Source organism: Streptomyces sp. CB01201 (assembly GCF_002803085.1).
GTDB classification, from domain to species: domain Bacteria; phylum Actinomycetota; class Actinomycetes; order Streptomycetales; family Streptomycetaceae; genus Streptomyces; species Streptomyces hundungensis.
The window spans coordinates 18,671-40,533 of sequence record NZ_NNBJ01000013.1 but is presented as its reverse complement, the minus strand read 5'-3'; the positions used below and the strand labels follow the sequence as shown (position 1 = coordinate 40,533).

Below are 21,863 nucleotides of genomic sequence, written 5' to 3'. Positions count from 1 at the left end.
CAGGGCGGCCCCAACAAGGGCAAGGAGGACGCGGCCGTGGACAGCGCGCTCGCCCGCGCCGAGGCCGCACAGCAGAAGCCCGCCGCACCCTGACCGCACGCGGTCCGGCGGGGTACGCACAGCGGGGGCGCACGGGGTATTTCCCCACGTGCGCCCTTTTTGCTGCGTGCTAACTGCAAATAAGCAGCCATTCGCGACATCTCCCACTATGGTGCAGTTGTGCCCCGTCAATTGGGAGAGCTGGAAGACGCCGTCATGACCCGGGTCTGGCAGTGGAACCGCCCGGTGACCGTCCGGGAAGTCCTCGAAGACCTTCAGCAGGAACGGTCCATCGCGTACACCACGGTCATGACCGTAATGGACAATCTCCATCAGAAGGGCTGGGTCCGCCGGGAAGTGGACGGGCGGGCCTATCGATATACGGCGGTCTCCACCCGGGCCGCCTACGCCGCAGCACTGATGAACGAAGCCTGGTCCCGGAGCGACAACCGGGCGGCCGCACTCGTGGCCTTCTTCGGCATGATGTCCCCCGAGGAGCGCGAAGCACTGCGCGATGCCGTGCGCATGGTGCAGGAGCCGGAACCCGAACGGGACCGCGAACCCGAACAGGGATCCGAAGAGGGCGATGCGCCCGGACCCGAAGCGGGGCGATAGCGTCCAGGCATGTCTTATCCCGCCGCGAATGCGGTCACCGTCCGCCGCGCCAGGACCGGCGATGTACCGGCCGTGCGAAGCCTTCTCGACGCGTACGTCGGAGGCGGGATCCTGCTCGACAAAGCAACGGTCACGCTTTACGAGTCCATCCAGGAGTTCTGGGTCGCGGAACGCGACTCGGACGCCCGGGTGATCGGCTGCGGGGCACTGCACGTGATGTGGGAAGACCTCGCCGAAGTGCGAACTCTTGCCGTGGACCCCGAGTTCCACGGTTCCGGCATCGGACATCTCGTGCTCACCAAGCTGCTCCAGACCGCTCGCTGGCTCGGAGTGCGGCGGGTTTTCTGCCTCACCTTCGAAGTGGCGTTCTTCGCGAAGCACGGGTTCACCGAGATCGGCGAGACTCCCGTCGATACCGTCGACACAGATGTCTACAGCGAGCTGCTGCGCTCCTATGACGAGGGCGTCGCCGAGTTCCTCGGTCTCGAACGAGTGAAGCCGAACACCTTGGGCAACACCCGGATGCTTCTGCACCTGTGATCGGGGAAGCGGCGGGAAGCTGTCGGAACCCTATGTCCGAATCGCGTACGTTTCCCGCGGAGCAAGGATCCTGAACCTCTCCCGGGGGTTTGTGTTTTCCAGTCAAAAGCGGTTTCCTTTCCGCGTACTGCATTTTCGATGAAAGGAAATCCGGTGGCACAGAAGGTTCAGGTCCTTCTTGTCGATGACCTCGACGGTGGCGAGGCTGACGAGACCGTGACGTTCGCTCTTGACGGGAAGAGCTTCGAGATCGACCTCACCACGGCCAACGCGGACAAGCTCCGGGGTCTCCTTGAGCCGTACGTCAAGAGCGGCCGGCGCACCGGTGGCCGCGCGGCCGGCGGTCGTGGCAAGGCCCGTGGCGCGCTGCTCGGCACCGGCAACCAGAACACGGCCGAGATCCGCAAGTGGGCCAAGGAGCAGGGCTACAACGTGAACGACCGCGGACGCGTCCCGGCCGAAATCCGTGAGGCCTACGAGAAGCAGAACGGCTGACTTCCCGCGTTCCCCGTTCCACCTGGGGATTTCGCGTGAAACAACCGGGCCCGGTGGCATTCCGTCGCCGCCGCGGCCACCAGCCTCACGAGGCTGAGGCCCGCGGCGTGGCCGCCCCGCGCGGCCCGGGAGGCATCCGAAGCGTCCCCGTCGCCGGCACCACCGCACTGAGTGAATCCGGTGAACGAGGGCAACCGCGCCTCGATCTCGCACCCGGGCTCGGGGGGCCGCAGCCATACGGCGGCCCCCCGCGAGCCGGCCCAGCCCGGCGGCACCGGGGCGGTCATGCGGCCCCCCGCGCCGAGGGCGCGCAGGTCCAGGGCCACCCCGCCCCACTCCAGCCAGTCGAGCAGCCCCGGCAGCTCGTCCGCGCTGCCGGCCGCCACGAGCAGCCGCATCCGGCCCCCCGCCAGAGCTACGGGACCGGTCCGCCGGTACCGCTCCAGGAGTGCGAAGCCGGCGCTCGCCGGGAGTTCCAGAACGTCGAAGCGCAGCCCGGTGAGCAGCTGGACCGGGGGCCCCTCGCAGACGGCCCAGCCGAGCCCGCGCTCGTACCACTGCGCGAGCGAGCCATCCATGGGTGCGCGGGGCTGCGGGACGGTGAGGGCCATGCCCGGAGCAACTGAAGAAACGGCGCCGAGTTACGCTGGGTTTCCGTACGAACGCGCTCCGTCGGCAATTGTGCGTCGCTCCGGGGGATGGGCGGACGCAAGGTTGTTCGCCCGTAGCTTACGGAACCGGGGTCTTTCGCATGGAGTGTCAGTGCGGGCGGGTAAGACATTCCTAGTGGGGAGGGGCGACACGCTCGTCAGGCGGTCTCACGTTCGCCATCGGCGTACTGGAGACAGGGGTATCTGTCTGGCCTGCGGGAACATCGTCTCGCACCATCGGGTTGGAGCAGTTGTCGGCTGTTCGGGCCGGGAGGCATTGAACGGGTGTCGGCAGTTGGAATGAGCTGTCCCGCCCTGCGGGACTAGCATGCGGAAGGACAGGGAGGGGACCGCCCCCTTACTGCCCGACCGCTCTGAGGAGCGATTAACGATGTTCGAGAGGTTCACCGACCGCGCGCGGCGGGTTGTCGTCCTGGCTCAGGAAGAAGCCCGGATGCTCAACCACAACTACATCGGCACCGAGCACATTCTCCTGGGCCTGATCCACGAGGGTGAGGGTGTCGCCGCTAAGGCCCTGGAGAGCCTCGGGATTTCGCTCGAGGCGGTCCGCCAGCAGGTGGAGGAGATCATCGGTCAGGGCCAGCAGGCCCCGTCCGGGCACATCCCCTTCACGCCCCGTGCCAAGAAGGTCCTGGAGCTGTCGCTCCGCGAGGCCCTCCAGCTCGGCCACAACTACATCGGCACCGAGCACATCCTGCTCGGCCTGATCCGCGAGGGCGAGGGCGTCGCCGCCCAGGTCCTGGTGAAGCTGGGCGCCGATCTCAACCGGGTGCGGCAGCAGGTCATCCAGCTGCTCTCCGGCTACCAGGGCAAGGAAGCCGCCACGGCCGGCGGCCCTGCGGAGGGCACCCCCTCCACGTCCCTGGTGCTCGACCAGTTCGGCCGCAACCTGACGCAGGCCGCTCGCGAATCCAAGCTCGACCCGGTCATCGGGCGCGAGAAGGAGATCGAGCGCGTCATGCAGGTCCTGTCGCGCCGCACCAAGAACAACCCGGTCCTCATCGGCGAGCCCGGCGTCGGCAAGACCGCCGTCGTCGAGGGCCTGGCCCAGGCGATCGTCAAGGGCGAGGTGCCCGAGACGCTCAAGGACAAGCACCTCTACACGCTGGACCTCGGCGCCCTGGTCGCCGGCTCCCGCTACCGCGGTGACTTCGAGGAGCGCCTGAAGAAGGTCCTCAAGGAGATCCGCACCCGCGGCGACATCATCCTGTTCATCGACGAGCTCCACACCCTGGTGGGTGCGGGTGCCGCCGAGGGCGCGATCGACGCGGCGAGCATCCTCAAGCCGATGCTGGCCCGTGGTGAGCTCCAGACCATCGGTGCCACCACGCTCGACGAGTACCGCAAGCACCTGGAGAAGGACGCCGCTCTTGAGCGCCGCTTCCAGCCCATCCAGGTCGCCGAGCCGTCGCTGCCGCACACCATCGAGATCCTCAAGGGTCTGCGCGACCGCTACGAGGCCCACCACCGCGTCTCGATCACGGACGAGGCCCTCGTCCAGGCCGCGACGCTGGCCGACCGGTACATCTCGGACCGCTTCCTGCCGGACAAGGCGATCGACCTGATCGACGAGGCCGGTTCCCGGATGCGCATCCGCCGGATGACCGCGCCGCCGGACCTCCGCGAGTTCGACGAGAAGATCGCGGGCGTGCGTCGCGACAAGGAGTCGGCCATCGACTCCCAGGACTTCGAGAAGGCGGCCTCCCTCCGCGACAAGGAGAAGCAGCTGCTCGCCGCGAAGGCCAAGCGCGAGAAGGAGTGGAAGGCCGGCGACATGGACGTCGTCGCCGAGGTCGACGGCGAGCTGATCGCCGAGGTCCTGGCCACGGCCACGGGCATCCCGGTCTTCAAGCTCACCGAGGAGGAGTCCTCGCGGCTGCTCCGCATGGAGGACGAGCTGCACAAGCGCGTCATCGGCCAGAAGGACGCCATCAAGGCGCTCTCGCAGGCGATCCGGCGTACGCGTGCCGGTCTGAAGGACCCGAAGCGTCCCGGTGGTTCGTTCATCTTCGCCGGCCCGTCCGGTGTCGGTAAGACCGAGCTGTCGAAGACGCTGGCGGAATTCCTCTTCGGTGACGAGGACGCGCTGATCTCCCTCGACATGTCGGAGTTCAGCGAGAAGCACACGGTTTCCCGCCTCTTCGGTTCGCCCCCCGGTTACGTGGGTTACGAAGAGGGCGGCCAGCTCACCGAGAAGGTGCGCCGCAAGCCGTTCTCCGTCGTCCTCTTCGACGAGGTCGAGAAGGCCCACCCCGATATCTTCAATTCCCTGCTCCAGATTCTGGAAGACGGTCGTCTGACCGACTCCCAGGGCCGGGTCGTGGACTTCAAGAACACGGTCATCATCATGACGACCAACCTCGGGACCCGGGACATCTCCAAGGGCTTCAACCTGGGCTTCGCCGCCCAGGGTGACGTCAAGACCGGCTACGACCGGATGAAGGCCAAGGTCAACGAGGAGCTGAAGCAGCACTTCCGCCCCGAGTTCCTCAACCGTGTCGACGACACGGTGGTCTTCCACCAGCTGACCGAGGAAGACATCATCCAGATCGTCGACCTCATGATCGACAAGGTGGACGAGCGCCTCAAGGACCGCGACATGGGCATCGAGCTCAATGCCGAGGCCAAGTCGCTGCTCGCCAAGAAGGGCTACGACCCGATCATGGGCGCCCGGCCGCTGCGCCGGACGATCCAGCGGGAGATCGAGGACATCCTCTCCGAGAAGATCCTCTTCGGTGAGCTGCGCCCCGGTCACATCGTGGTCATCGGCACCGAGGGCGAGGGTGAGGAGAAGAAGTTCACCTTCCGCGGCGAGGAGAAGTCGGCCCTGCCCGACGTCCCGCCGATCGAGGACGCGGCCGCCGGCGGCGCGGGTCCCAACCTGAGCAAGGAGGCGTAGTCCTCTTCGGAGGCCTCGCCTGAAGGGGCTGCCCCGGCCCGTACGTCACGTACGGACCGGGGCAGCCCCTTTTCCATGGCCGCCGCCGGGTGCTTCACGGGGCCAGCGGGCCGCCGTTGACGGTGACGGTCAGGCCGGGGTGGCGCAGCAGTGCGCCCGGGTTCCACGAGCCGGCCTGCACGGTGCCGACCGCCAGGTCCACCGTCGTCAGCGCCGGGAACGCCGCCAGGACCGCGCCGAGATCGCCGTCGGAGTTGGCGAGCCACAAATCGAGGTGGCGGACGCTGGCCAGCGGGGCCACCCCGGCGAGCGCGGCCACCGAGCTCAGCGCGACGCCGAGCCGGACGATGCCGGGCTGCCCGCGCACATACGCCAGGAGCCGTCGGGTGGTCGCCGACGAGGAGGGGGCGAGCTCCAGATGGCTGAGGGCCGGCCAGCGGCTCAGGGCGTCGAAGCCGGCCACCTGGTCCGCCTCCAGATGCAGGGTCGTGACGTGGCTCAGGACCGGGAGCTGGGCGAGGTGCAGATCGGTGCTGCTGCCGAACAGCAGCGTGCGCAGCGCCGGGACCTCACCGAGCGGCGCGAGGTCGACCTCCTGCGCGGACACGTCGAGCAGCCCGAGCGAGGTGAGGCGCGGCAGCCGGGCCAGCTGGGTGAGGTCGCGCAGGCCCGAGCCCCGCAGCACCTCCAGGTCCGCCAGGCGCTCCGCGCTGTGCCGCAGGAAGGCGAGGTCCCGCAGGCGCTCGGTGCCGTTCAGCCGCAGGGCCGCCACCTCGCGGCCGCGCAGCGCGCCGTGCAGCTCGTCCGCCGTGAGGTCGGGCGGCACGGTGATCCACAGCCGGCGGGCGTCGGGCACGAGCGGGAGCTGGGCGAGCTGCCAGCGGGTCTCCACGTGCAGCCGGGCCTCCCGCAGATCGAGGTGCGCGAGCACCTCGCGGGCGTAGCGCTCGGCGGGGTAGCGCGACCACTCGGAGGCGAACAGGTCGACCGCGTCCGGGTGGGCGGCCGACCAGGCGCGGGCGTGCTCGATGGCCTCGGCGTTGCCGACCCGGTTGATGAGCCCGACGACGTGTCCGAGCGCCTCGGCCGAGGTGGCGGCCGGGTCCGGGAGATGGCCGAGTACGGACGGGCCGAGCCGCGCGAGCAGCGTGACGGTCTCCAGGTCGCGGGGCGGAAGCAGCGCCGCGATGTGTTCGCGGACCCGGCGGGCGGTCGTCTCGTCGAGATAGGCGGCGTGCTGGGCGCAACGGGCCGCCAGGACATGGATCTTGGCCTTGTCCTGGTGGGACTGGTGGCGGGAGCCCGCGTCGAGCAGACCGTTGACGAGGACGGGCCGGTCGCGCCGGCCGCAGTGGCCGGCGGCGAGCAGGATCACGTCCTGCCACTGCTGCTCCTCCGAGGCGTGCCGAAGCAGCTCGCCGAGGTGCCCGTCCTCCACGAACTCCTTGGCGGCGAGGAAGTCCTGGAAGGTGCGGTGGGTGAACTGGAAGACGTCGTCGGCGCGTTCCTGGAGCAGCCCGCTGCGGTTGAGGAGGTGGCGCAGGACGTCCTCGGGGGTGCCCTGGCCGCGTACGTTCTCCATGCCGGACAGGGCCCGCTTGAGCTGGCGCAGCGCCTGGTCGCGGGAGAACTCCAACTGGCCCTCGCGCACCAGCCACACCGCGATCCGCTGGAGCAGTTCGGTGCACTCCTCGGCGCTGATCTCGATGCCCTCGGGCGCCTCGACCTTGCGCTGCTGGTCCCGGTTGCCGAGCAGCATCCGCAGGGCCGCCTCGTACAGTTTCCAGCGGGTGTCGGGCAGGAAGCCCTGGCGCAGCCGGTGCAGGGCGCAGATCACCGCGCACAGCAGGGGAGTGCGGGCGAGGCCCTTGAGGGTGCTGTTCTGCTTGAACTGTTCGGACAGGTCGCGCTCCAGCTCGTCCAGGTCCTCGTGCGGGCCGCTGTCGAGCCGGGCCGCGCGGTGCCAGGCGGCGATGAACGCGGTGATGTCCTCGTCGTTCATCGGGAGCAGCCGCAGCTCCTCGAAGCCCGCGTACTTCAGCCAGTCCGGCTCGACCGCCATCGGCCGTACCGTCACCACACAGCGGGTGCGCGGATAGCGGTCCAGGAGGGCGGCGAGCCAGCGGTGGGCCTCCTCGCGGTCCTCCTGCGGCACCTCGTCGAGCCCGTCCACCAGGAGCAGCCCCTGCCCGGTCTTCAGGACCCGGCCGGCCCATCCCTCGGGTGCCGCGTCCACCACGAGCCGTGCCGCAGTGGGGAGTTGGGCGGGCAGCGGGAAGGTGGCGCCCTGGGCGCGCAGGGTGCGCAGCGGCACCACGAACGGGATGAGCGCGTTGAGGTCGGCGAGTCCGGGGCCGAGCCGGCCGGCCGCCGCGTGCGCCGCCAGCCACCACACCAGGGTGGTCTTGCCGGCGCCCGCCTCGCCCCGGATCAGGACGCGGGGCCGCGATGCGAGCAGCGCGTCGATGCGCTGCGGGGCGCTGTCCATCAGGGTGCGGCCGGCCTGCGGCGGCTCGGTGGCCTTGGGTCTCGCCTCCAGGCTGAGGTAGGCGGTGTCCAGGTCCCATTCGGAGTCCCGCTTGTTCAGCTCGTCCAGGCCGAAGATCTTCGTCTTGCGGTACGAGGCGCCGATGGCCTCCGCGTACTCGTGCTCGTAGCTCTGGTCCTCCGGTGGTACGCCGGTGACCAGTTCGAGCGGGGCGGGCGTGGCCAGGGTGGCGAACGCGGCGCGGAAGCCGTCCGAGGCGAAGATGCCCCGCAGCGGCACGCACACCACCCTGCGGTGGCCGCGTCCGCGCGGGATCTCCTTGACCAGGCCGAGCAGGGTCGCCGCGGCGAACAGCGGGGCGCCCGACAGGCCCGCGAGCGGCGAGCTGCCGTCGGCGCGTTCGGCGGCGGGTGGCCGGTGCAGCTCGCAGACCAGGTCGTCGCGCAGACTGCCCGCGACCGGCAGGACCGTGCCGACGAACTGGTCGTAGTCGAGGTGGTGGTCGGCGCCGTAGCGCTGGATGTCGGGGAAGCCGATGATCTCGCAGCCCGGCAGCGACTGCGCGGTGTCGACGCTGCCGAGCCGCAGCAGACCGGGCAGCAGCTCCTCGTCGCTGTAGATCAGTGCCGCGTCCAACTCGTCGTCCCGCCACAGGACTTGGGCGCTCACCTCGCCGAGGGAGGGGTGCGCGAGCCGGGTCGGCGGACCGCCCGCCAGATTGTGCGCACAGGTGAGCACCAGCCACGGCGAGACGATGACCCCGCTGCCCTGGCGCCCGTCGGAGAGTACGGCCACGACGCGGTCGGCGGTCGTGGGTAGGGCGCCGCTCATCGCGGCCCGGCCCCGAAGCTCCCGCCCGGCCGGTCGTTGCCGACCCGCCAGGCGGCGCCGTCGGCGGCAGCGTGCGGCTTCAGGGTGAAGGCCACCTTGTGCGTACGCCCCGTACCCCGCCCGGCGTCGACGCCCGCGTCCACCACCCAGGCCCGCACCTTGAGCCCGCCCTTGACCTCCTTGCGGAGCTCAAGTGTGAACTCCATCTGAATGTCGCCGAGTTCGAAGATCAGAGCGTGCCCCGAAGCCCGGGCGGCGGCCTCGGTCAACTGCTCGCGTACGGACTCGATGGCGTCGGCCAGCTCGATCCCGTCGAACGCGTCGGATGCGTGCGTGTTGTTGTCGGTCATGGCACTGTCCCCTCGTTGCCCTCAATTCTCGCGCCGGGGTGGGGAGTTGGGACAGGGGTGGGAGACGGATGGTGGCGCGGGGCGGGGGTTCGCGTGCGGTCCGTCCGCCCCCGCAGCCGCCATCGGCACCCGGACGGGCGGGAAGGGCTCGGGGGGCCGGTCGAGGGCGGCCCGGGACACCTCCGCCCCGGGTTCCGGAGCCGAGCGGTCCGCGCCGGCGGTCGGCGAAGGCCGGTCGGCGAAGGCCGGTCGGCGGGCGGGGGACGGTCGGCGTGCGGGACCCGCGATGCGTGGGCCGGCGAGGACCGCCGGGCCTTGGTCCCGAAAGGGAAGGACCGAGGACATGGACTTGGGGCCGGAGGCGGTGACAAGGCACACAGGGCCCCGGGGGCCTACTACGCGGCCTAGGGGGCGTTGGCCGCGCATCGGGCGTATTCCCCGGCTGATCGTTACGGCTTTCGTTAGTAGATGGGCGTTTTGGGCGGAGATGGGGGCTTGGGTTACCAAGGTGAGGCCGACCCGGTGTGCCGCTGTGCGTGCCGGGTCCGCGCATGCCGCCGGAACTCAGTCCTGGGTCGCACTCGGCGGATCCCCTTGTCGCCGTAAGGAAGAGCTCCCGCATGCCCCAGCGCACCCTGTCCAAGACCGTCCGCCCGTCCGCGTTCCGCCTGCGCGCCGCGGCGATCGCCGCCGTCGCCGCCGGAACGGGCGCCGCGACGCTCCTCGGCGCGGGTGCCGCGGCCGCCGACTCCGCGTCGCTGGCCCCGACCTCCGTCACCACGTCCGCCGTCGCCGACCAGGCCAAGGCGCAGACCAAGGCCGCCGCCGCGGTCAAGCAGGCCGCCGCCGCCAAGGCCGCCTCCTGGGTGCACCCGGTCTCGCGCTACACGCTGAGTGCCAGCTTCGGCCTCGGCGGTTCGATGTGGTCGCACAAGCACTCCGGACAGGACTTCGCGGTGCCCAACGGCACGCCGGTCCTCGCCGCGCACGCCGGCACCGTCGTCAAGGCCGGCCCGGTCGGCGCCGGTGACGGCCCCGCCTACGGCAACGCCGTCGTGGTCCGGCACGCCAACAACACGTACTCGCAGTACGCCCACCTGTCGAAGATCAACGTGCGCGTCGGGCAGAGCGTGGGCACCGGCGAGCGGATCGCGCTCTCCGGCAACACCGGCAACTCCAGTGGCCCGCACCTGCACTTCGAGATCCGCACGTCGCCGAACTACGGCTCGGCCGTCAACCCCGTCGCCTTCCTGCGTACGGTCGGCGTCACCGTCTGACCGCCGGGGCTGCTCGACGGGCCCCTCGACCCGCCTAAGTGCGGGGCGAGTTGTGGTGGGCCTGGGTGACCAGGTCGCTGGCGACCTCAAGGACGCTGATGCGCTTCTCCTCGGGGTCGCCCTCCATGTCCTTGAGGACGAACATCCCGGCGTGCATCGAGAACAGCGCCGTGAAGCACCGGATCCGGTCGGCCATCGAGGCGTCCGGGTCCTTCAGCAGGTCGACCATCGCGTGCATCCGCTCCTTGAACATCTCGCCGATGCTCAGCTCGCGCATGGTCGCCTGGTTCTCCTGCATGAACCGGAACAGCGGCTCCGCCCCGAAGAGGGCCTCGCTGTAGCGGCGCAGGATCTCCAGTTTGACGTCGAGGGTGCCCGGCTGGGTCCGGCCCCACTCGATCACCTCGTCCATGGGCCTGGTGAGGTCCTGGAAGAGGCTGATGATGATGTCTTCCTTGGTCTTGAAGTGGTAGTAGAGCGCCGCCTTCGTCACATCCAGCCGCTCGGCGATCTCGCGCAGCGAGGTCTTCTCGTACCCCTGCTCACCGAAGAGCTCCAGGGCAACGTCCTGGATCCGCTGGCGGGTGTTTCCTCTGGCCATGCCGCTCTCCCGAATGCGTACGGCCGCCGTCCCCCGGCGGCCGTGCCGTGAGCCATGTACTTACTTGACGCCCGGCTAGTTACGGTCTACCTTCCCCAGTGTAGTGGTAACTAGCCGGGCGGCAAGTAAGTGCCTCATCCGGTGGACGGCAGGTTTCAGGGAGTTGGGGACGATGGCGACGGGGATACCTAAAGAGAAGGCGGCGGAGCCGGGGGTGACCGACGGGCCGCAGCCGCGCAGCGTGCGGGTCGTGCTGCTCGCGCTCATGATCGCGATGCTGCTCGCCATGCTCGACAACATGATCGTGAACACGGCGATGCCGACGATCGTGGGCGAGCTGGGCGGGCTTGAACACCTGTCGTGGGTGGTGACGGCCTATACGCTGGCCACCGCCGCGTCCACGCCTATCTGGGGCAAGCTCGGCGACATGTACGGGCGCAAGGGCGCCTTCCTCACCTCCATCGTGATCTTCCTGATCGGCTCCGCGCTCAGCGGCATGGCCCAGGACATGAGCCAGCTCATCGGCTTCCGCGCGATCCAGGGTCTGGGCGCGGGCGGTCTCATGGTCGGCGTCATGGCGATCATCGGTGACCTCATTCCGCCCCGTGAGCGCGGCAAGTACCAGGGCATGATGGCCGGCGTCATGGCGCTCGCCATGATCGGCGGCCCGCTGGTCGGCGGCGCCATCACCGACCACCTCGGCTGGCGCTGGACCTTCTACATCAACATCCCGCTCGGCGCGGTCGCGCTCGCCATGGTCACCGCCGTGCTGCACCTGCCCAAGAAGCGGGCCCGCGGCCGGATCGACTACCTCGGCACGATTCTCCTCACCGTCGGCATCACCTCGATCGTCCTGGTCACCACCTGGGGCGGCTCGCAGTACGCCTGGGGCTCCGGGACCATCATCGGGCTCATCGTGCTCGGCGTCCTCGCGATCGTCGGCTTCCTCTTCGTCGAGACGAAGGCCGCCGAGCCGATCGTGCCGCTGCACATCTTCCGCAACCGCAACTTCTCGCTGATGTCCGGCATCGGCTTCCTCACCGGCTTCGTGATGTTCGGCGCGATGCTGTTCCTGCCGCTGTACCAGCAGTCCGTGCAGGGCGCCTCCGCCACCAACTCCGGTCTGCTGCTGCTTCCGATGCTGCTCTCGATGATGGCCGTCTCGCTGATCGCGGGCCGGGTCACCACCAACAGCGGCAAGTACAAGATCTTCCCGATCCTCGGCGGCGCGCTCGTGGTCGTCGGCCTGTTCCTGCTGTCCACGATGGACACCACCACGACGCGGTTCATGTCCGGCGTCTACATGGCCGTGCTCGGCGCGGGCATGGGCTTCCTGATGCAGATCACGATGCTGGTCGCGCAGAACAGCGTCGAGATGAAGGACATGGGCGTCGCCTCGTCCTCCACGACCCTCTTCCGTACGCTCGGCTCGTCCTTCGGCGTCTCGATCATGGGCGCGATCTTCACGAACCGGGTGGGCGACGAGATGACCCACCGCCTCGGCTCGGGCGCCGGCAAGCTGGCCTCGGCCCAGCTGGACCACGCGAGCCTGCTGAAGCTGCCGGCGCCGGTGCGGGAGGCGTACCAGTACGCGGTCTCCTCCGGTACGCACGGGACGTTCCTGGTCGGTTCGATCATCGCGGTGGCCATGTTCGTGGCGGCCCTCTTCGTCAAGGAGGTCCCGCTGCGGGGTGCGGCGCCGGCCCCCGAGTCGGGCAAGGCGCCGGTGGATGCGGCGCCGCTGTCCGAGCCCGTGCTGTAACCCGGGCCAGGGCCAGGGCTCGGGCCGCCCTGGCCCCGACCGCCTTGGCCTTGGCCGGCCTGGCGCTGGTTCGGATGCCTTGGCCTTGGCCGGCCTGGCCCTGGTTCGGATGCCTTGGTCTTGGCCCTGGTCTGGATCCCTTGGCTCGGCCGGGGTGGTTTGGCTCGGCTCGGCTCGGCTCTGGGATGGCCTTTGCCGCCTTCCTGTCTTCTTCCGCGTGCGTGCGGTTGGGGGCGGGGAGGCGGTTTTTTCGGTGCTGGCTCTGGGAGGTTCGGGTGGATGTGGGCCGCTGGGGCTTTGCCCCAGGCCCCGGGGTTTTGCTCCTCCCCGCCCCTTCCCGCAACCCTCCGGGGGTGAATGGGTGGTATTCCGGGGGCTGCGCCCCGGGGCCCGTTTGTTCGGGTGCGGATCGTGGGGGCTGGTTGCGCAGTTCGTCGCGCCCCTAAAAGCCCTTTCCGTCCGCGGATCGGGGGGCGTTCGCGCAGTTCCCCGCGCCCCTAAAACCCGTTTCCGTCCGCGGATCGTGGGGGGCGTTCGCGCAGTTCCCCGCGCCCCCGAAGCCCGTTCTCGTCCGCGGATCGGGGGGCCCGCAGTTCCTCGCGCCCCTGAACCCCGTTCTCGTCCGCGGATCGTGCGCGTCTGGTTGCGCAGTTCCCCGCGCCCCTAAAGGCCTCGGTGCTGGCCCGCGTCGGGCACTTCAGCCCGGGCGGCTGATCCGTGCTGGCCCCGCACAGGCATCCCCAGCCCGTCCGGCGATTGAGGACGAGCGCCGTTCAGGCGCGATACGGGGTCCGGGGCGGAGCCCCGAAGCGGGGTGCAGGGGGCGTAGCCCCCTGCGGGGGGTCCGAGGGGCGCAGCCCCTCAGGGGGGTCTGGGGCGCAGCCCCAGGGCCCGAGCCCTTCGACTCCGCCGCACGGGCGGGTGGGTGGGCAAGATGCCCCGGGGTCTGGGGCGGAGCCCCAGGGGGACCCGGAACCAACCAACCCCGGGTCACGGGCGGGCGGGTGGGCAAACTCCGGCCCCCCGGGTCCGCGGCGCAGCCCCAAACGGCCCCCAGCTCAGCCCGCTTCGGCGACACGCCGGCGATGACTCGGCGCCTCCGCCGCCACGGACAGGGCGAGCAGCAGGGCAGGCCCGGCCAGCATCGCCCACACCGGAGCCCGCCCCGCCGCAGGCACCAGCGCCGCAATGAGGAGCGCCGTCACCAGACGGAGGCGTACCACCGGATCCCCCACCCCCGTGAAGGCGACCCGTACCGCCGCCGTGGAGACCAGGAACAGCGCGACCCCGCCCAGCACGCACAGCGCGAGCGCGGTCGTGAGCCGGCTGCCCGAGCCGAGGACGGCCGTACCCACCGCGCCCCCGGCCACCGCGAGGCCGAGCTGCACGGGCAGATGCCCCAGGACGTACGTGTTCAACAGCCGTGGGCTGTCGGCGAGTTCGGCGTGCGCACCCGGCCGCGTACCGCTCGCGCTGAAGTAGGACCACCACAGGCAGGCGCACAGCGCGAACGCCGCCGCCCCGGTCACCATCGCGGAGCCGGCCGTACGCGCCTGGACGAGCCCGTTGGTGAAGCCGAGCACCGACTCACCGAGCACGATGATCGTGAACAGGCCGAAGCGTTCCCGCAGATGCTCGCTGTGGTGCGGGGCCCGTGCGATCCGGCTCCCCGAGAGCAGCGGGATCGCCAGGTCGACCGCCATCCCGCCGGCCCAGATCCCGTACCGCACCGCCCCCGCCGGGGCGAACAGCGCGCCGCCCGCCCAGAACAGGGCGGAGAGCGCCGACCCCGTGGCGAAGGAACGCAGCAGCGGGACCAGGCGCCGGTCCCGCCGGGCCTCCAGGGCGTACAGCAGCGCGACGCCGAGGCGCGCGCCGAGGTACGACAGGGCGAAGCCGGTGTCCGCGCTGTCGGAGTGGCCCACGCCGCCCACGAACACCGCGAGCCCGCACACGGCGACCAGCCCCGCCATGGTCAGCAGCCGGTGCGAGGTGACGTCCCGGTCGGCCCGGTTGGCCCGGACCGCGTACAGCACCCAGGTCCACCACAGCGGTACGAACAGGGCGGCCGCGGCCGCGACCGAGCCAAGGGTCGGCTCGGCGCTGATCCGCCGGGTGATCTGACCGACGGCCGCGACGAACACGAGGTCGCAGAACAGCTCGAACCAGGTCGCCCGCCGCTCGCCCTCCACCGCCTCCACCGCCCCGGGCGCCTCGGGCGCCTCGGGCGCCTCGGGCGGCTCGGACGACGGCGACAGCGACGGCGATGCCGACAGCGACGGCGATGTCGATAGGGGATCGGACGGCGAAGTGTGTGGGCCCTCATGCATGGTCAACAGTGTTGCCACTGTTGCCCGTTGGCGCCCCCCGGTTCGCCCACCCGTCGGCTACACCTGGCGCGCGCTCTTCGACGAAGGCGGCTGCACAGGGAAGCTTCCCGTGTTGGTCGGTGCGTGCTCGGGCAGCCAGAGCACGGCGATCGCCCCGCCGGTGCCCGCCGCGTTCGGGGCGCCCTCGGGCGCGGCGTTGCGGAAGGTCAGCCGGGCGCCGAGCACCTTGGCCTGGCCCGCCGCGATCGTCAGCCCCAGGCCGTGCCCGTTGCCCGCCCGGTCGCTCGACCCGGTACGGAACCGGCTCGGCCCCTCGCGCAGCAGCGCCTCGGGGAAGCCGGACCCGTGGTCGCGGACCCGTACGACGCGCCCCTCGACGGTGACCTCGACCGGCCCCTTGCCGTGCTTGGCGGCGTTGCCGAGCAGATTGCCCAGGATGCGTTCCAGGCGGCGCGGGTCGGTGCTGACCCACGACTCGTGCACCACCCGCACCTTCACCTCGGGGTCGAAGGCCGCGACCCGGCGGCTCACGAACTCGCCGAGCGCCACGTCCTGCAACTCGGCCCGCTCGGACGCGCTGTCGAGCCGCGCCACCTCCAGCACGTCCTCGACCAGCGTGCGCATGGCCTGGGCCCGGTTGCGCACCAGCTCGGTGGGGCGGCCCGGGGGCAGGAGTTCGGCGGCGGTGAGCAGTCCGGTGACCGGGGTGCGCAGCTCGTGCGCGATGTCCGCGGTGACCCGGCGCTCGGCCTCGATGCGCTCCTGTAGCGCGTCGGTGAGCGCGTCGACCGCGCGGGCCAGCTCGTCGGTCTCGTCGCGTACGAAACCGCCGATGGCGTCCCGTACCCGTACGTCCGTGTTGCCCTCGGCGACCTTGCCCGCCGCGTCCGCCGCCTTGCGCAGCCGGCGCGAGATCTGGCCGCCGATGAGGATGCCCAGCGCGCAGCCGCCGAAGACGACCGCGACCGAGCCGATGACCAGGGCCCGGTCGAGGTCGGCCATCACGTTGGAGCTGCGGTCGGTGAAGGTGGAGTGCAGCGACAGGACGTCACCGTTGCCCACCGGGACCGCCGCCCAGATGTCGGGCGGCCCGCTGCCGCGCTCCTGCACGGACGAGACCTTGCGCCCTTGCAGTGCCTTGGACTTCAGCGCGGGCGGCAGCGCGGGATCGTTCAGCTTGGTGCCGAAGCGGACCCGCTTGTTGCTGGTCTCGTAGTAGTTCTGCGCGAAGTTCAACCGCTCCATCTGCACTTCGCGGGCGTTGTCGAGCATGGAGACACGGGCCGCGTTGTGCACGACGAGGCTGAGCGCCATGACGGTGAGCGCACCGACCGCGGTAATGGCGATGCTGATCTTCCAGCGCACGCCGGTACGCAGGGCGAACCGCCTCATGCGCGGTGCTCCTGTTCGGCTTCGGCTTCGGCTTCGGCGGGGCGCCTCACGTGGCCATCACGCCTTCAACTTGTAGCCGAAGCCACGGACGGTCTCGATCCGGTCCTGCCCGATCTTGGTGCGCAGGCGCTGGACGTGCACGTCCACGACCCGGGTGTCGCCGCCCCAGCCGTAGTCCCACACCCGCTCCAGGAGCTTGTCGCGGGACAGGACCGTGCCGGGAGCCGAGGAGAATTCGAGCAGCAGCCGCATCTCGGTCGGCGTCAGGGCGACGGTCTCGCCGCGCTTGCGGACCTCCATGCCCTCGGTGTCGATCTCGATGTCGCCGAAGGCGAGCACCCCGCGCTCGGGCGCCTCGTCGGCCGTGTCGGTGGCGGCGCCGGGCCCGCCCGCGTGCCCGAAGCGGCGCAGCACGGCGCGGATCCGGGCGACCAGGACGGCGCCGTCGAACGGCTTGGTGACGTAGTCGTCCGCACCGGCTTCCAGGCCGAGGACGACGTCGATGGAGTCGGCCCGCGCGGACAGCATGATGACCGGCACGGTCGACTCGTCGCGGATGCGGCGACACAGGCTGACGCCGTCGAGGCCCGGCAGCATCACGTCGAGCAGGGCGATGTCCGGCCGGTCGGCGCGGAACGCCTCCAGGCCGGAGAGCCCGTCGGGCATGGCGGTCACGGTGAAGCCGTCCCGCTCCAGGGCGAGCTGGGTGGCTTCACGGATGACGTCGTCGTCCTCGACGAACAGAACATGGGTCTCGGCCATCGCGCTGCTCTCTCAGTTCTCCGGCGGTCTCTTCCGGCGCCCGGCGGTGGTGCGGCGGTGCGGGTCGTGCAGGTCGTACGGTGTTCGGCGGTGCCGCTCTCGTGGTGGCGAGCGGCTCCGGGCGCAGTACCAGTCTGCGGCATGCCCACCGCGCAGCTTGCCGACACGGGCGGGCGGCTCAGGGAGTGGCGGGGACGGGCGCGGGGGTCCCGTTGCCGTCGACGGCCTTGCTGTAGTCGTTCTCCACCTGGTCCTGCTGGGCGAACTTACCGTTCGTGCCGCCGGACCAGCGATACGTCGTGACGACCTCGCTGGAGGCGAAGGCCGGCTTGTCGCCGGGCGCGTACATCTGCCGGGTCACCACCAGGTCGCCGCGGTCGATCTCCGCGTACACCGGCGTTTCCTCGGCGATGAAGACGTTGTCGTACGAGGCCCCGGAGGCGCGGTAGACGTAGGAGCCGAGACCGACCGCGTCCGCGCAGTTCATGACGTTCACGACGACGTCCTGGCCGGTCGTGCCGGTCAGGTGCCCGTACGTCACGTCGATGGGGTACTCGTCCTTGGTGCAGGGCTTGAGCTCGGCCTTGACCCGGGGGCTCACCTTCGGGTCGCCCTTGAGCAGCCGTACCGGGTCGACCTTGGTGAACGGCGCCGGCGAGGACACGCTCGGCGACGGTGTGGCGTGGGCGACCTTGTCGGACCGGGGGGCCTCGCCCTCGTCCCGGGTCCCGGTGCCGCCGGTGGAACAACCGGCCATGAGCAGCCCGAGGGCGGAGAGCCCGGCCAGTGCCGTGGTCCCCGCCGTCAAAGCGCCCCCGCTCCGCCTGCTCAGGCCGCGCACCGCTCCCGCCCCTTTACCTCGCCCGTGTAACCGTGCTCCAGCGCACGGAAGTCCAGCTCGCGGCTCTCCAGCTCCTGGCGGAGCCGGGCCAGCGCCCGGTGCAGCGTGCTCTTCACGGTGCCGGCCGACATGCCGAGGGCCGCGGCCGTCTCCTCGGTGCTCATCTGCTCCCAGTGTCGCAGCACCACGACGCTGCGCTGCTTGGGGGCGAGCACCTTCAGGATGTCCATCAGGAGGGCGCGGTCGGCGCGCTGCTCGGAGCCGTCCTCGACGCGGGCGTCGGGCAGCTGCTCGGTGGGCACCTCTTCGAGCTTGCGGGCCCGCCACCACTCGGTCCGGGTGTTGATCATGACCCGGCGCAGGTACGCGTCGGCCAGCGTCTTGTCGGCGATGCCGTCCCAGCGGCCGTACGTACGGGCCAGTGCGGTCTGCAGGAGGTCCTGCGCGTCCACCGGGTCCGGAACGAGCCGCCGGGCACTGCGCAGCAGCGCGTCCTGCCGGGTGCGTACGTACTCCTCGAACTCAAGCACCTCGCCCTGCGCCATACCCAACCGCCTCCGTCATCCCCGTGAGCTGGTCCCGCTCGCCCTGCTGGTCGCTTACGTGAATGAACCTACGGAGGACTTGTCACGGGCCTGTGCGGAGCAGCCGTCGGCCGACGCACGGAGAGCCATCGGTTGTGTAACAGCCGAGGTTTACCGCCGTTTTCCAGGGGTAACGCCGCTCTTTCGGGCGTTACGGACACAGTCGGGCACCCTCGGCCGCCGGGCCGGGATCAGGACTGGGGCAGCCGGTAGAAGCCGTCTTCGAGCGGCTCGACGAGACCGTCCGAGACCAGCCCGTCGAGCGCCCTGGCCCGCTGCACCGGCTCGTGCCACACCGCGTCGAGCGCCGACTGCGGTACGGAACCGGTGGCGTCGCGCAGCACCGCGAGCAGCCGGCCGCGCACTTGGCGGTCGGTGCCCGCGTACGTCTGGCCGCGCCGGGCCGGGCCCTGGTGCGCGGGTTTGCCGGCGAGCCGCCAGGCGCACTGCGCCGCGATCGGGCAGCGCCCGCACGTCTCGTTCTTCGCCGTGCAGACCAGCGCGCCGAGCTCCATGGAGGCGGCCGCCCAGCGGGCCGCCGTCACGTCGTCCTCGGGCAGCAGCGCGCGCGCCAGGCGCCGCTCGGCGGCGGTGGTGGCGGTCGGCGGGTACTGCACGCCGGTGACGGCCCGGGCGAAGACCCGGCGGACGTTGGTGTCCAGGACCGCGTGGCGCTGCCCGTACGCGAACGAGGCGACCGCCGCTGCCGTGTACTCGCCGATACCGGGCAGCGCGAGCAGCTGCGCGTGGTCGGACGGTACGTCGCCGCCGTGCCGTTCCGTTATGGCCAGGGCCGCGCCGTGCAGCCGCAGCGCGCGGCGCGGGTAGCCGAGCCGGCCCCAGGCGCGGACCGCCTCGCCGGGTGCCTCGGCGGCCAGGTCGGCCGGGCGCGGCCAGCGCGCCAGCCACTGCTCGTACACCGGAAGGACCCGGCTGACCGGGGTCTGCTGGAGCATGAACTCGCTGACCATCACGCCCCAGGCGCCCGCTTCGGGGCGGCGCCAGGGCAGGTCGCGGGCGTGTTCGCCGAACCATCCGATGACGGATTCGTGGAGGACGGCGGGCTCGGCGGCCGGGGCCGCCGGGTTCGTCTCGTTCATGGGCGTGGTCACGGTGGGCATCGTCGGCAGAATGTTCATCGCAGAGCCGATCCTGGCATGTTCGGGCCCGAAGGGGGGCGCGCAGCGGCCCTCAGCGGCCTGCGTGCTGCCTCGCGTGCACACGTGCGCCGGGTCCGGTGAACCAGGCGACGGCCGCGATGTCGCTGCTCCGCATCGACTCGGCCAACGCCCGCACGGGCCGGGTCCCCGCCTTCACCACGATCAGCGCGATCACGGTGCCGAGCACCAGGCCGACCGCCACGTCGTGCGGGTAGTGCACCCCGACGAAGACCCGTGAGAAGGCCATCGCCAGGGCCATCGGGACGGTGAGCATCCAGATGCGCGACCAGGCGAGGGCCAGGCCGACGGCCGCCGCGCCCGCGATGGTGGCGTGGTTCGAGGGGAACGACCAGTCGCCGTTGGCGGGGCAGGCGATCAGCGAGGTCGCCGCGCCGGCCACCGCCCGGCAGGGCCGTTCCTCGTCGATCAGCGACTTGATCACCTCGCTGCACAGGTAGGCGGCCGCGGTCGCCAGCGGCGCGAGCAGGGCGAGGGCGAACGCCGTCGTGTCCCGGCGGCGGGCCCGCCACCAGGCGCAGACGAACAGCACGCCGAACAGGAGCAGGCCGAGCTCCGTCCAGACCTCGACGAAGCTCTGCACCCAGGACGGCATGTCGTGGGCGAAGTCGGTGATGTTGCGGTAGAGCTCACTATCCATGGTGACCGACAGTATGAATCATGAATGGGGGGTGACCACGAGTCGGCCGTGAGGCTGCGCCAGGACCGCGGAGCGGGGTGCTCCGGGATGATGATCCGGAAAACTTGGCCGGAGTGGCGGCGGGTGGGGCCGGAGTTGGCCACGATCTCTCGTAAGGTTCGGTGCGTGGGATCTCTGCGCAATCCGGTCGGGCCGCTTCCCTCCTCCATCTATTGGCGACGGAGGGCAGTAGCGCTGTCCTTGATCGCGCTGCTTGCCGTTCTTGTCCTATGGGCCGTCACTTCCGGTGGCGGCAGCGGGAACAAGGGCGGCGGCAACGACAAGGGCCCGAACCCCACGCAGTCCATCACCCCGGGCCCCTCGGGCTCCGGCCCCGCCATCAGCACGGCTCCGGGCGGCCGCGACGAGTCGGGCGGCTCGGGCGGGTCGGGCGGCTCGGGAGGCTCCGGCTCCGCAGGCTCGGGCGGCTCCGGGGGCGCCAACTCCGGTGACGGCGGTACGAGTACGGGCTCGGGTGGCTCCGGCGGCGCCAACTCCGCTTCCGGGGGCGGGAGTTCGGGCGGTGGCGGCAGCGCGGGCAGCCAGGTGCCGGCGGACTCCAGCCTGCCGACCTGTGCGCCGGGGGCGCTGTCGCTGACCCTGCGCAGCACGAAGACCTCGTACGAGCCGGGGGAGAAGCCCCGTATCGAGATCCTCCTCAAGAACAACTCGGGGTCGGCGTGCAAGGCGGACCTCGGGCCCAAGGGGGCGGTGGTGACGGTCACGTCCACCGCGAACGACCGGGTGTGGTCGACGGACGACTGCGCGTCGGGCGATGCGGGTGCCTTCTTCCAGGTGCCCGGTGGTTCGACGATCACCCACACCGTGGAGTGGGACCGTACGAAGTCGGCGCCGGCCTGTGCGACTCCCTCGCCGGGTGCGGTCCCGCCCGGCACCTACCTCCTGGAGGCCCACCTCCCCGGCCTCCCGGTGGCCCGAGCCTCCTTCGCCCTGGCCAAGGACTAGCCCCACGCCCCCAACCTCCCGGGCCTACGCCCCGGGGCCCCTGCCCCCGGCGCGGACCGTGGGGCTGTTCGCGCAGTTCCCCGCGCCCCCAAAATCCGTTTCCGTCTGCGGGCCGTGGTCGCTTCTCGCGCCGTTCCCCGCGCCCCTGAAACCCGTTTTCGTCCGCGGGTCGTGGGGGCTGTTCGCGCCGTTCCCCGCGCCCCCAACCCCGTTTCCGTCTGCGGGCCGTGGTCGCTTCTCGCGCCGTTCCCCGCGCCCCTGAAACCCGTTTTCGTGCGTGGGCCGTGGAGGCTGTTCGCGCAGTTCCTCGCGCCCCCAACCCCGTTTTCGTCTGCGGGTCGTGGTCGCTTCTCGCGCAGTTCCTCGCGCCCCTAAAAGACTTGGTGCTGGCCGGCGCAGGCATCCCCAGCCCGTCCGGCGTTTGAGGACGAGCGCCGTTCAGGCGCGACGGGGGTTCGAGGGGCGGAGCCCCTCAGGGGGTCTGGGGCGTAGCCCCAGGGCTCAGCTGATCCAATCCGCTGCACGGGCGGGAGGGTGGGCAAGATGCCCGGGGTCTGGGGCGG

18 protein-coding genes are annotated in these 21,863 nt (G+C 71.0%); 7 read left to right on the top strand and 11 right to left on the bottom strand.

Annotated elements, in window-relative coordinates; translation table 11 throughout:
* Positions 1 to 219 precede the first annotated feature (219 nt).
* From CG740_RS25830 to CG740_RS25820, 3 genes are all read left to right on the top strand, one after another.
* Entirely contained in the window at positions 220 to 654 is a 435-nt protein-coding gene (locus tag CG740_RS25830; protein WP_100577672.1) for a BlaI/MecI/CopY family transcriptional regulator, read from the top strand.
* Between the two features lie 9 nt (positions 655 to 663).
* Positions 664 to 1,194, top strand: coding sequence for an amino-acid N-acetyltransferase (locus CG740_RS25825; protein WP_100577671.1), 531 nt, complete (start codon positions 664 to 666; stop codon positions 1,192 to 1,194).
* A gap of 153 nt (positions 1,195 to 1,347) precedes the next feature.
* Positions 1,348 to 1,689: a histone-like nucleoid-structuring protein Lsr2 gene (locus CG740_RS25820; RefSeq protein ID WP_053729112.1), complete on the top strand. Its 342-nt coding sequence runs from the start codon at positions 1,348 to 1,350 to the stop codon at positions 1,687 to 1,689.
* Here CG740_RS25820 and CG740_RS25815 read toward each other — a convergent pair.
* Positions 1,668 to 2,300, bottom strand: coding sequence for an SCO3374 family protein (locus CG740_RS25815; RefSeq protein WP_100577670.1), 633 nt, complete (start codon positions 2,298 to 2,300; stop codon positions 1,668 to 1,670). The two genes, CG740_RS25820 and CG740_RS25815, sit on opposite strands and share 22 nt — an antisense overlap.
* A 430-nt stretch (positions 2,301 to 2,730) precedes the next feature.
* Here CG740_RS25815 and CG740_RS25805 point away from each other — a divergent pair, with 430 nt between their 5' ends.
* Positions 2,731 to 5,259 (top strand): ATP-dependent Clp protease ATP-binding subunit, encoded by a 2,529-nt coding sequence (locus tag CG740_RS25805; RefSeq protein ID WP_100577669.1) that lies wholly within the window; start codon positions 2,731 to 2,733, stop codon positions 5,257 to 5,259.
* Positions 5,260 to 5,353: 94 nt separating this feature from the next.
* Here the strand turns inward: CG740_RS25805 and CG740_RS41610 are convergent, their stop codons facing one another.
* Together CG740_RS41610 and CG740_RS25795 are read right to left on the bottom strand one after the other, a co-directional pair.
* On the bottom strand, positions 5,354 to 8,578 hold the full coding sequence (locus CG740_RS41610) for an NACHT domain-containing protein (RefSeq protein WP_100577668.1): 3,225 nt from the start codon (positions 8,576 to 8,578) through the stop codon (positions 5,354 to 5,356).
* A complete protein-coding gene (locus CG740_RS25795) occupies positions 8,575 to 8,928 on the bottom strand; it encodes a trypco2 family protein (RefSeq protein WP_100577667.1) in 354 nt (117 codons plus the stop codon). Before CG740_RS25795 ends, CG740_RS41610 begins: the two co-directional genes overlap by 4 nt.
* A 620-nt stretch (positions 8,929 to 9,548) precedes the next feature.
* On the opposite strand from CG740_RS25795, the gene CG740_RS25790 reads away from it, so the two are divergent.
* The gene (locus CG740_RS25790) at positions 9,549 to 10,205 is read left to right on the top strand and encodes a M23 family metallopeptidase (RefSeq protein WP_100577666.1); all 657 of its coding nucleotides are present in this window, start codon (positions 9,549 to 9,551) and stop codon (positions 10,203 to 10,205) included.
* A gap of 34 nt (positions 10,206 to 10,239) precedes the next feature.
* Here the strand turns inward: CG740_RS25790 and CG740_RS25785 are convergent, their stop codons facing one another.
* Positions 10,240 to 10,806: a TetR/AcrR family transcriptional regulator gene (locus CG740_RS25785; RefSeq protein ID WP_100577665.1), complete on the bottom strand. Its 567-nt coding sequence runs from the start codon at positions 10,804 to 10,806 to the stop codon at positions 10,240 to 10,242.
* A 172-nt stretch (positions 10,807 to 10,978) separates the two neighbouring features.
* Here CG740_RS25785 and CG740_RS25780 point away from each other — a divergent pair, with 172 nt between their 5' ends.
* Entirely contained in the window at positions 10,979 to 12,568 is a 1,590-nt protein-coding gene (locus CG740_RS25780) for an MDR family MFS transporter (RefSeq protein WP_100577664.1), read from the top strand.
* A gap of 1,058 nt (positions 12,569 to 13,626) precedes the next feature.
* Here CG740_RS25780 and CG740_RS25775 read toward each other — a convergent pair.
* The 7 genes from CG740_RS25775 to CG740_RS25745 form a co-directional block, all read right to left on the bottom strand.
* On the bottom strand, positions 13,627 to 14,898 hold the full coding sequence (locus CG740_RS25775; protein WP_100577663.1) for a low temperature requirement protein A: 1,272 nt from the start codon (positions 14,896 to 14,898) through the stop codon (positions 13,627 to 13,629).
* A gap of 57 nt (positions 14,899 to 14,955) precedes the next feature.
* Positions 14,956 to 16,290 (bottom strand): two-component system sensor histidine kinase CseC, encoded by a 1,335-nt coding sequence (gene cseC / locus CG740_RS25770; RefSeq protein ID WP_100577662.1) that lies wholly within the window; start codon positions 16,288 to 16,290, stop codon positions 14,956 to 14,958.
* A 57-nt stretch (positions 16,291 to 16,347) separates the two neighbouring features.
* Complete coding sequence (cseB, locus tag CG740_RS25765) at positions 16,348 to 17,052, bottom strand: two-component system response regulator CseB (RefSeq protein ID WP_100577661.1); 705 nt, start codon at positions 17,050 to 17,052, stop codon at positions 16,348 to 16,350.
* 178 nt (positions 17,053 to 17,230) lie between these two features.
* On the bottom strand, positions 17,231 to 17,860 hold the full coding sequence (locus CG740_RS25760) for a hypothetical protein (protein ID WP_234376488.1): 630 nt from the start codon (positions 17,858 to 17,860) through the stop codon (positions 17,231 to 17,233).
* Between the two features lie 20 nt (positions 17,861 to 17,880).
* Positions 17,881 to 18,438, bottom strand: coding sequence for a SigE family RNA polymerase sigma factor (locus CG740_RS25755; RefSeq protein WP_100577659.1), 558 nt, complete (start codon positions 18,436 to 18,438; stop codon positions 17,881 to 17,883).
* A gap of 230 nt (positions 18,439 to 18,668) precedes the next feature.
* Entirely contained in the window at positions 18,669 to 19,577 is a 909-nt protein-coding gene (locus CG740_RS25750) for an A/G-specific adenine glycosylase (protein ID WP_234376502.1), read from the bottom strand.
* Between the two features lie 91 nt (positions 19,578 to 19,668).
* Positions 19,669 to 20,295, bottom strand: a complete 627-nt coding sequence (locus tag CG740_RS25745) for a phosphatase PAP2 family protein (RefSeq protein WP_100577658.1) — start codon at positions 20,293 to 20,295, stop codon at positions 19,669 to 19,671.
* Positions 20,296 to 20,460: 165 nt separating this feature from the next.
* On the opposite strand from CG740_RS25745, the gene CG740_RS25740 reads away from it, so the two are divergent.
* Complete coding sequence (locus CG740_RS25740) at positions 20,461 to 21,300, top strand: hypothetical protein (protein ID WP_100577657.1); 840 nt, start codon at positions 20,461 to 20,463, stop codon at positions 21,298 to 21,300.
* Positions 21,301 to 21,863: the final 563 nt, after the last annotated feature.

Bases quoted from the DNA above. Each gene is read 5' to 3' on its own strand.
- CG740_RS25825 (WP_100577671.1), top strand. From the start codon at position 664: ATGTCTTATCCCGCCGCGAATGCGGTCACCGTCCGCCGCGCCAGGACC.
- CG740_RS25815 (WP_100577670.1), bottom strand. From the start codon at position 2,300: ATGGCCCTCACCGTCCCGCAGCCCCGCGCACCCATGGATGGCTCGCTC.
- CG740_RS25805 (WP_100577669.1), top strand. From the start codon at position 2,731: ATGTTCGAGAGGTTCACCGACCGCGCGCGGCGGGTTGTCGTCCTGGCT.
- CG740_RS41610 (WP_100577668.1), bottom strand. From the start codon at position 8,578: ATGAGCGGCGCCCTACCCACGACCGCCGACCGCGTCGTGGCCGTACTC.
- CG740_RS25795 (WP_100577667.1), bottom strand. From the start codon at position 8,928: ATGACCGACAACAACACGCACGCATCCGACGCGTTCGACGGGATCGAG.
- CG740_RS25790 (WP_100577666.1), top strand. From the start codon at position 9,549: ATGCCCCAGCGCACCCTGTCCAAGACCGTCCGCCCGTCCGCGTTCCGC.
- CG740_RS25785 (WP_100577665.1), bottom strand. From the start codon at position 10,806: ATGGCCAGAGGAAACACCCGCCAGCGGATCCAGGACGTTGCCCTGGAG.
- CG740_RS25780 (WP_100577664.1), top strand. From the start codon at position 10,979: ATGGCGACGGGGATACCTAAAGAGAAGGCGGCGGAGCCGGGGGTGACC.
- CG740_RS25775 (WP_100577663.1), bottom strand. From the start codon at position 14,898: ATGCATGAGGGCCCACACACTTCGCCGTCCGATCCCCTATCGACATCG.
- cseC (WP_100577662.1), bottom strand. From the start codon at position 16,290: ATGAGGCGGTTCGCCCTGCGTACCGGCGTGCGCTGGAAGATCAGCATC.
- cseB (WP_100577661.1), bottom strand. From the start codon at position 17,052: ATGGCCGAGACCCATGTTCTGTTCGTCGAGGACGACGACGTCATCCGT.
- CG740_RS25755 (WP_100577659.1), bottom strand. From the start codon at position 18,438: ATGGCGCAGGGCGAGGTGCTTGAGTTCGAGGAGTACGTACGCACCCGG.
- CG740_RS25750 (WP_234376502.1), bottom strand. From the start codon at position 19,577: ATGAACGAGACGAACCCGGCGGCCCCGGCCGCCGAGCCCGCCGTCCTC.
- CG740_RS25745 (WP_100577658.1), bottom strand. From the start codon at position 20,295: ATGGATAGTGAGCTCTACCGCAACATCACCGACTTCGCCCACGACATG.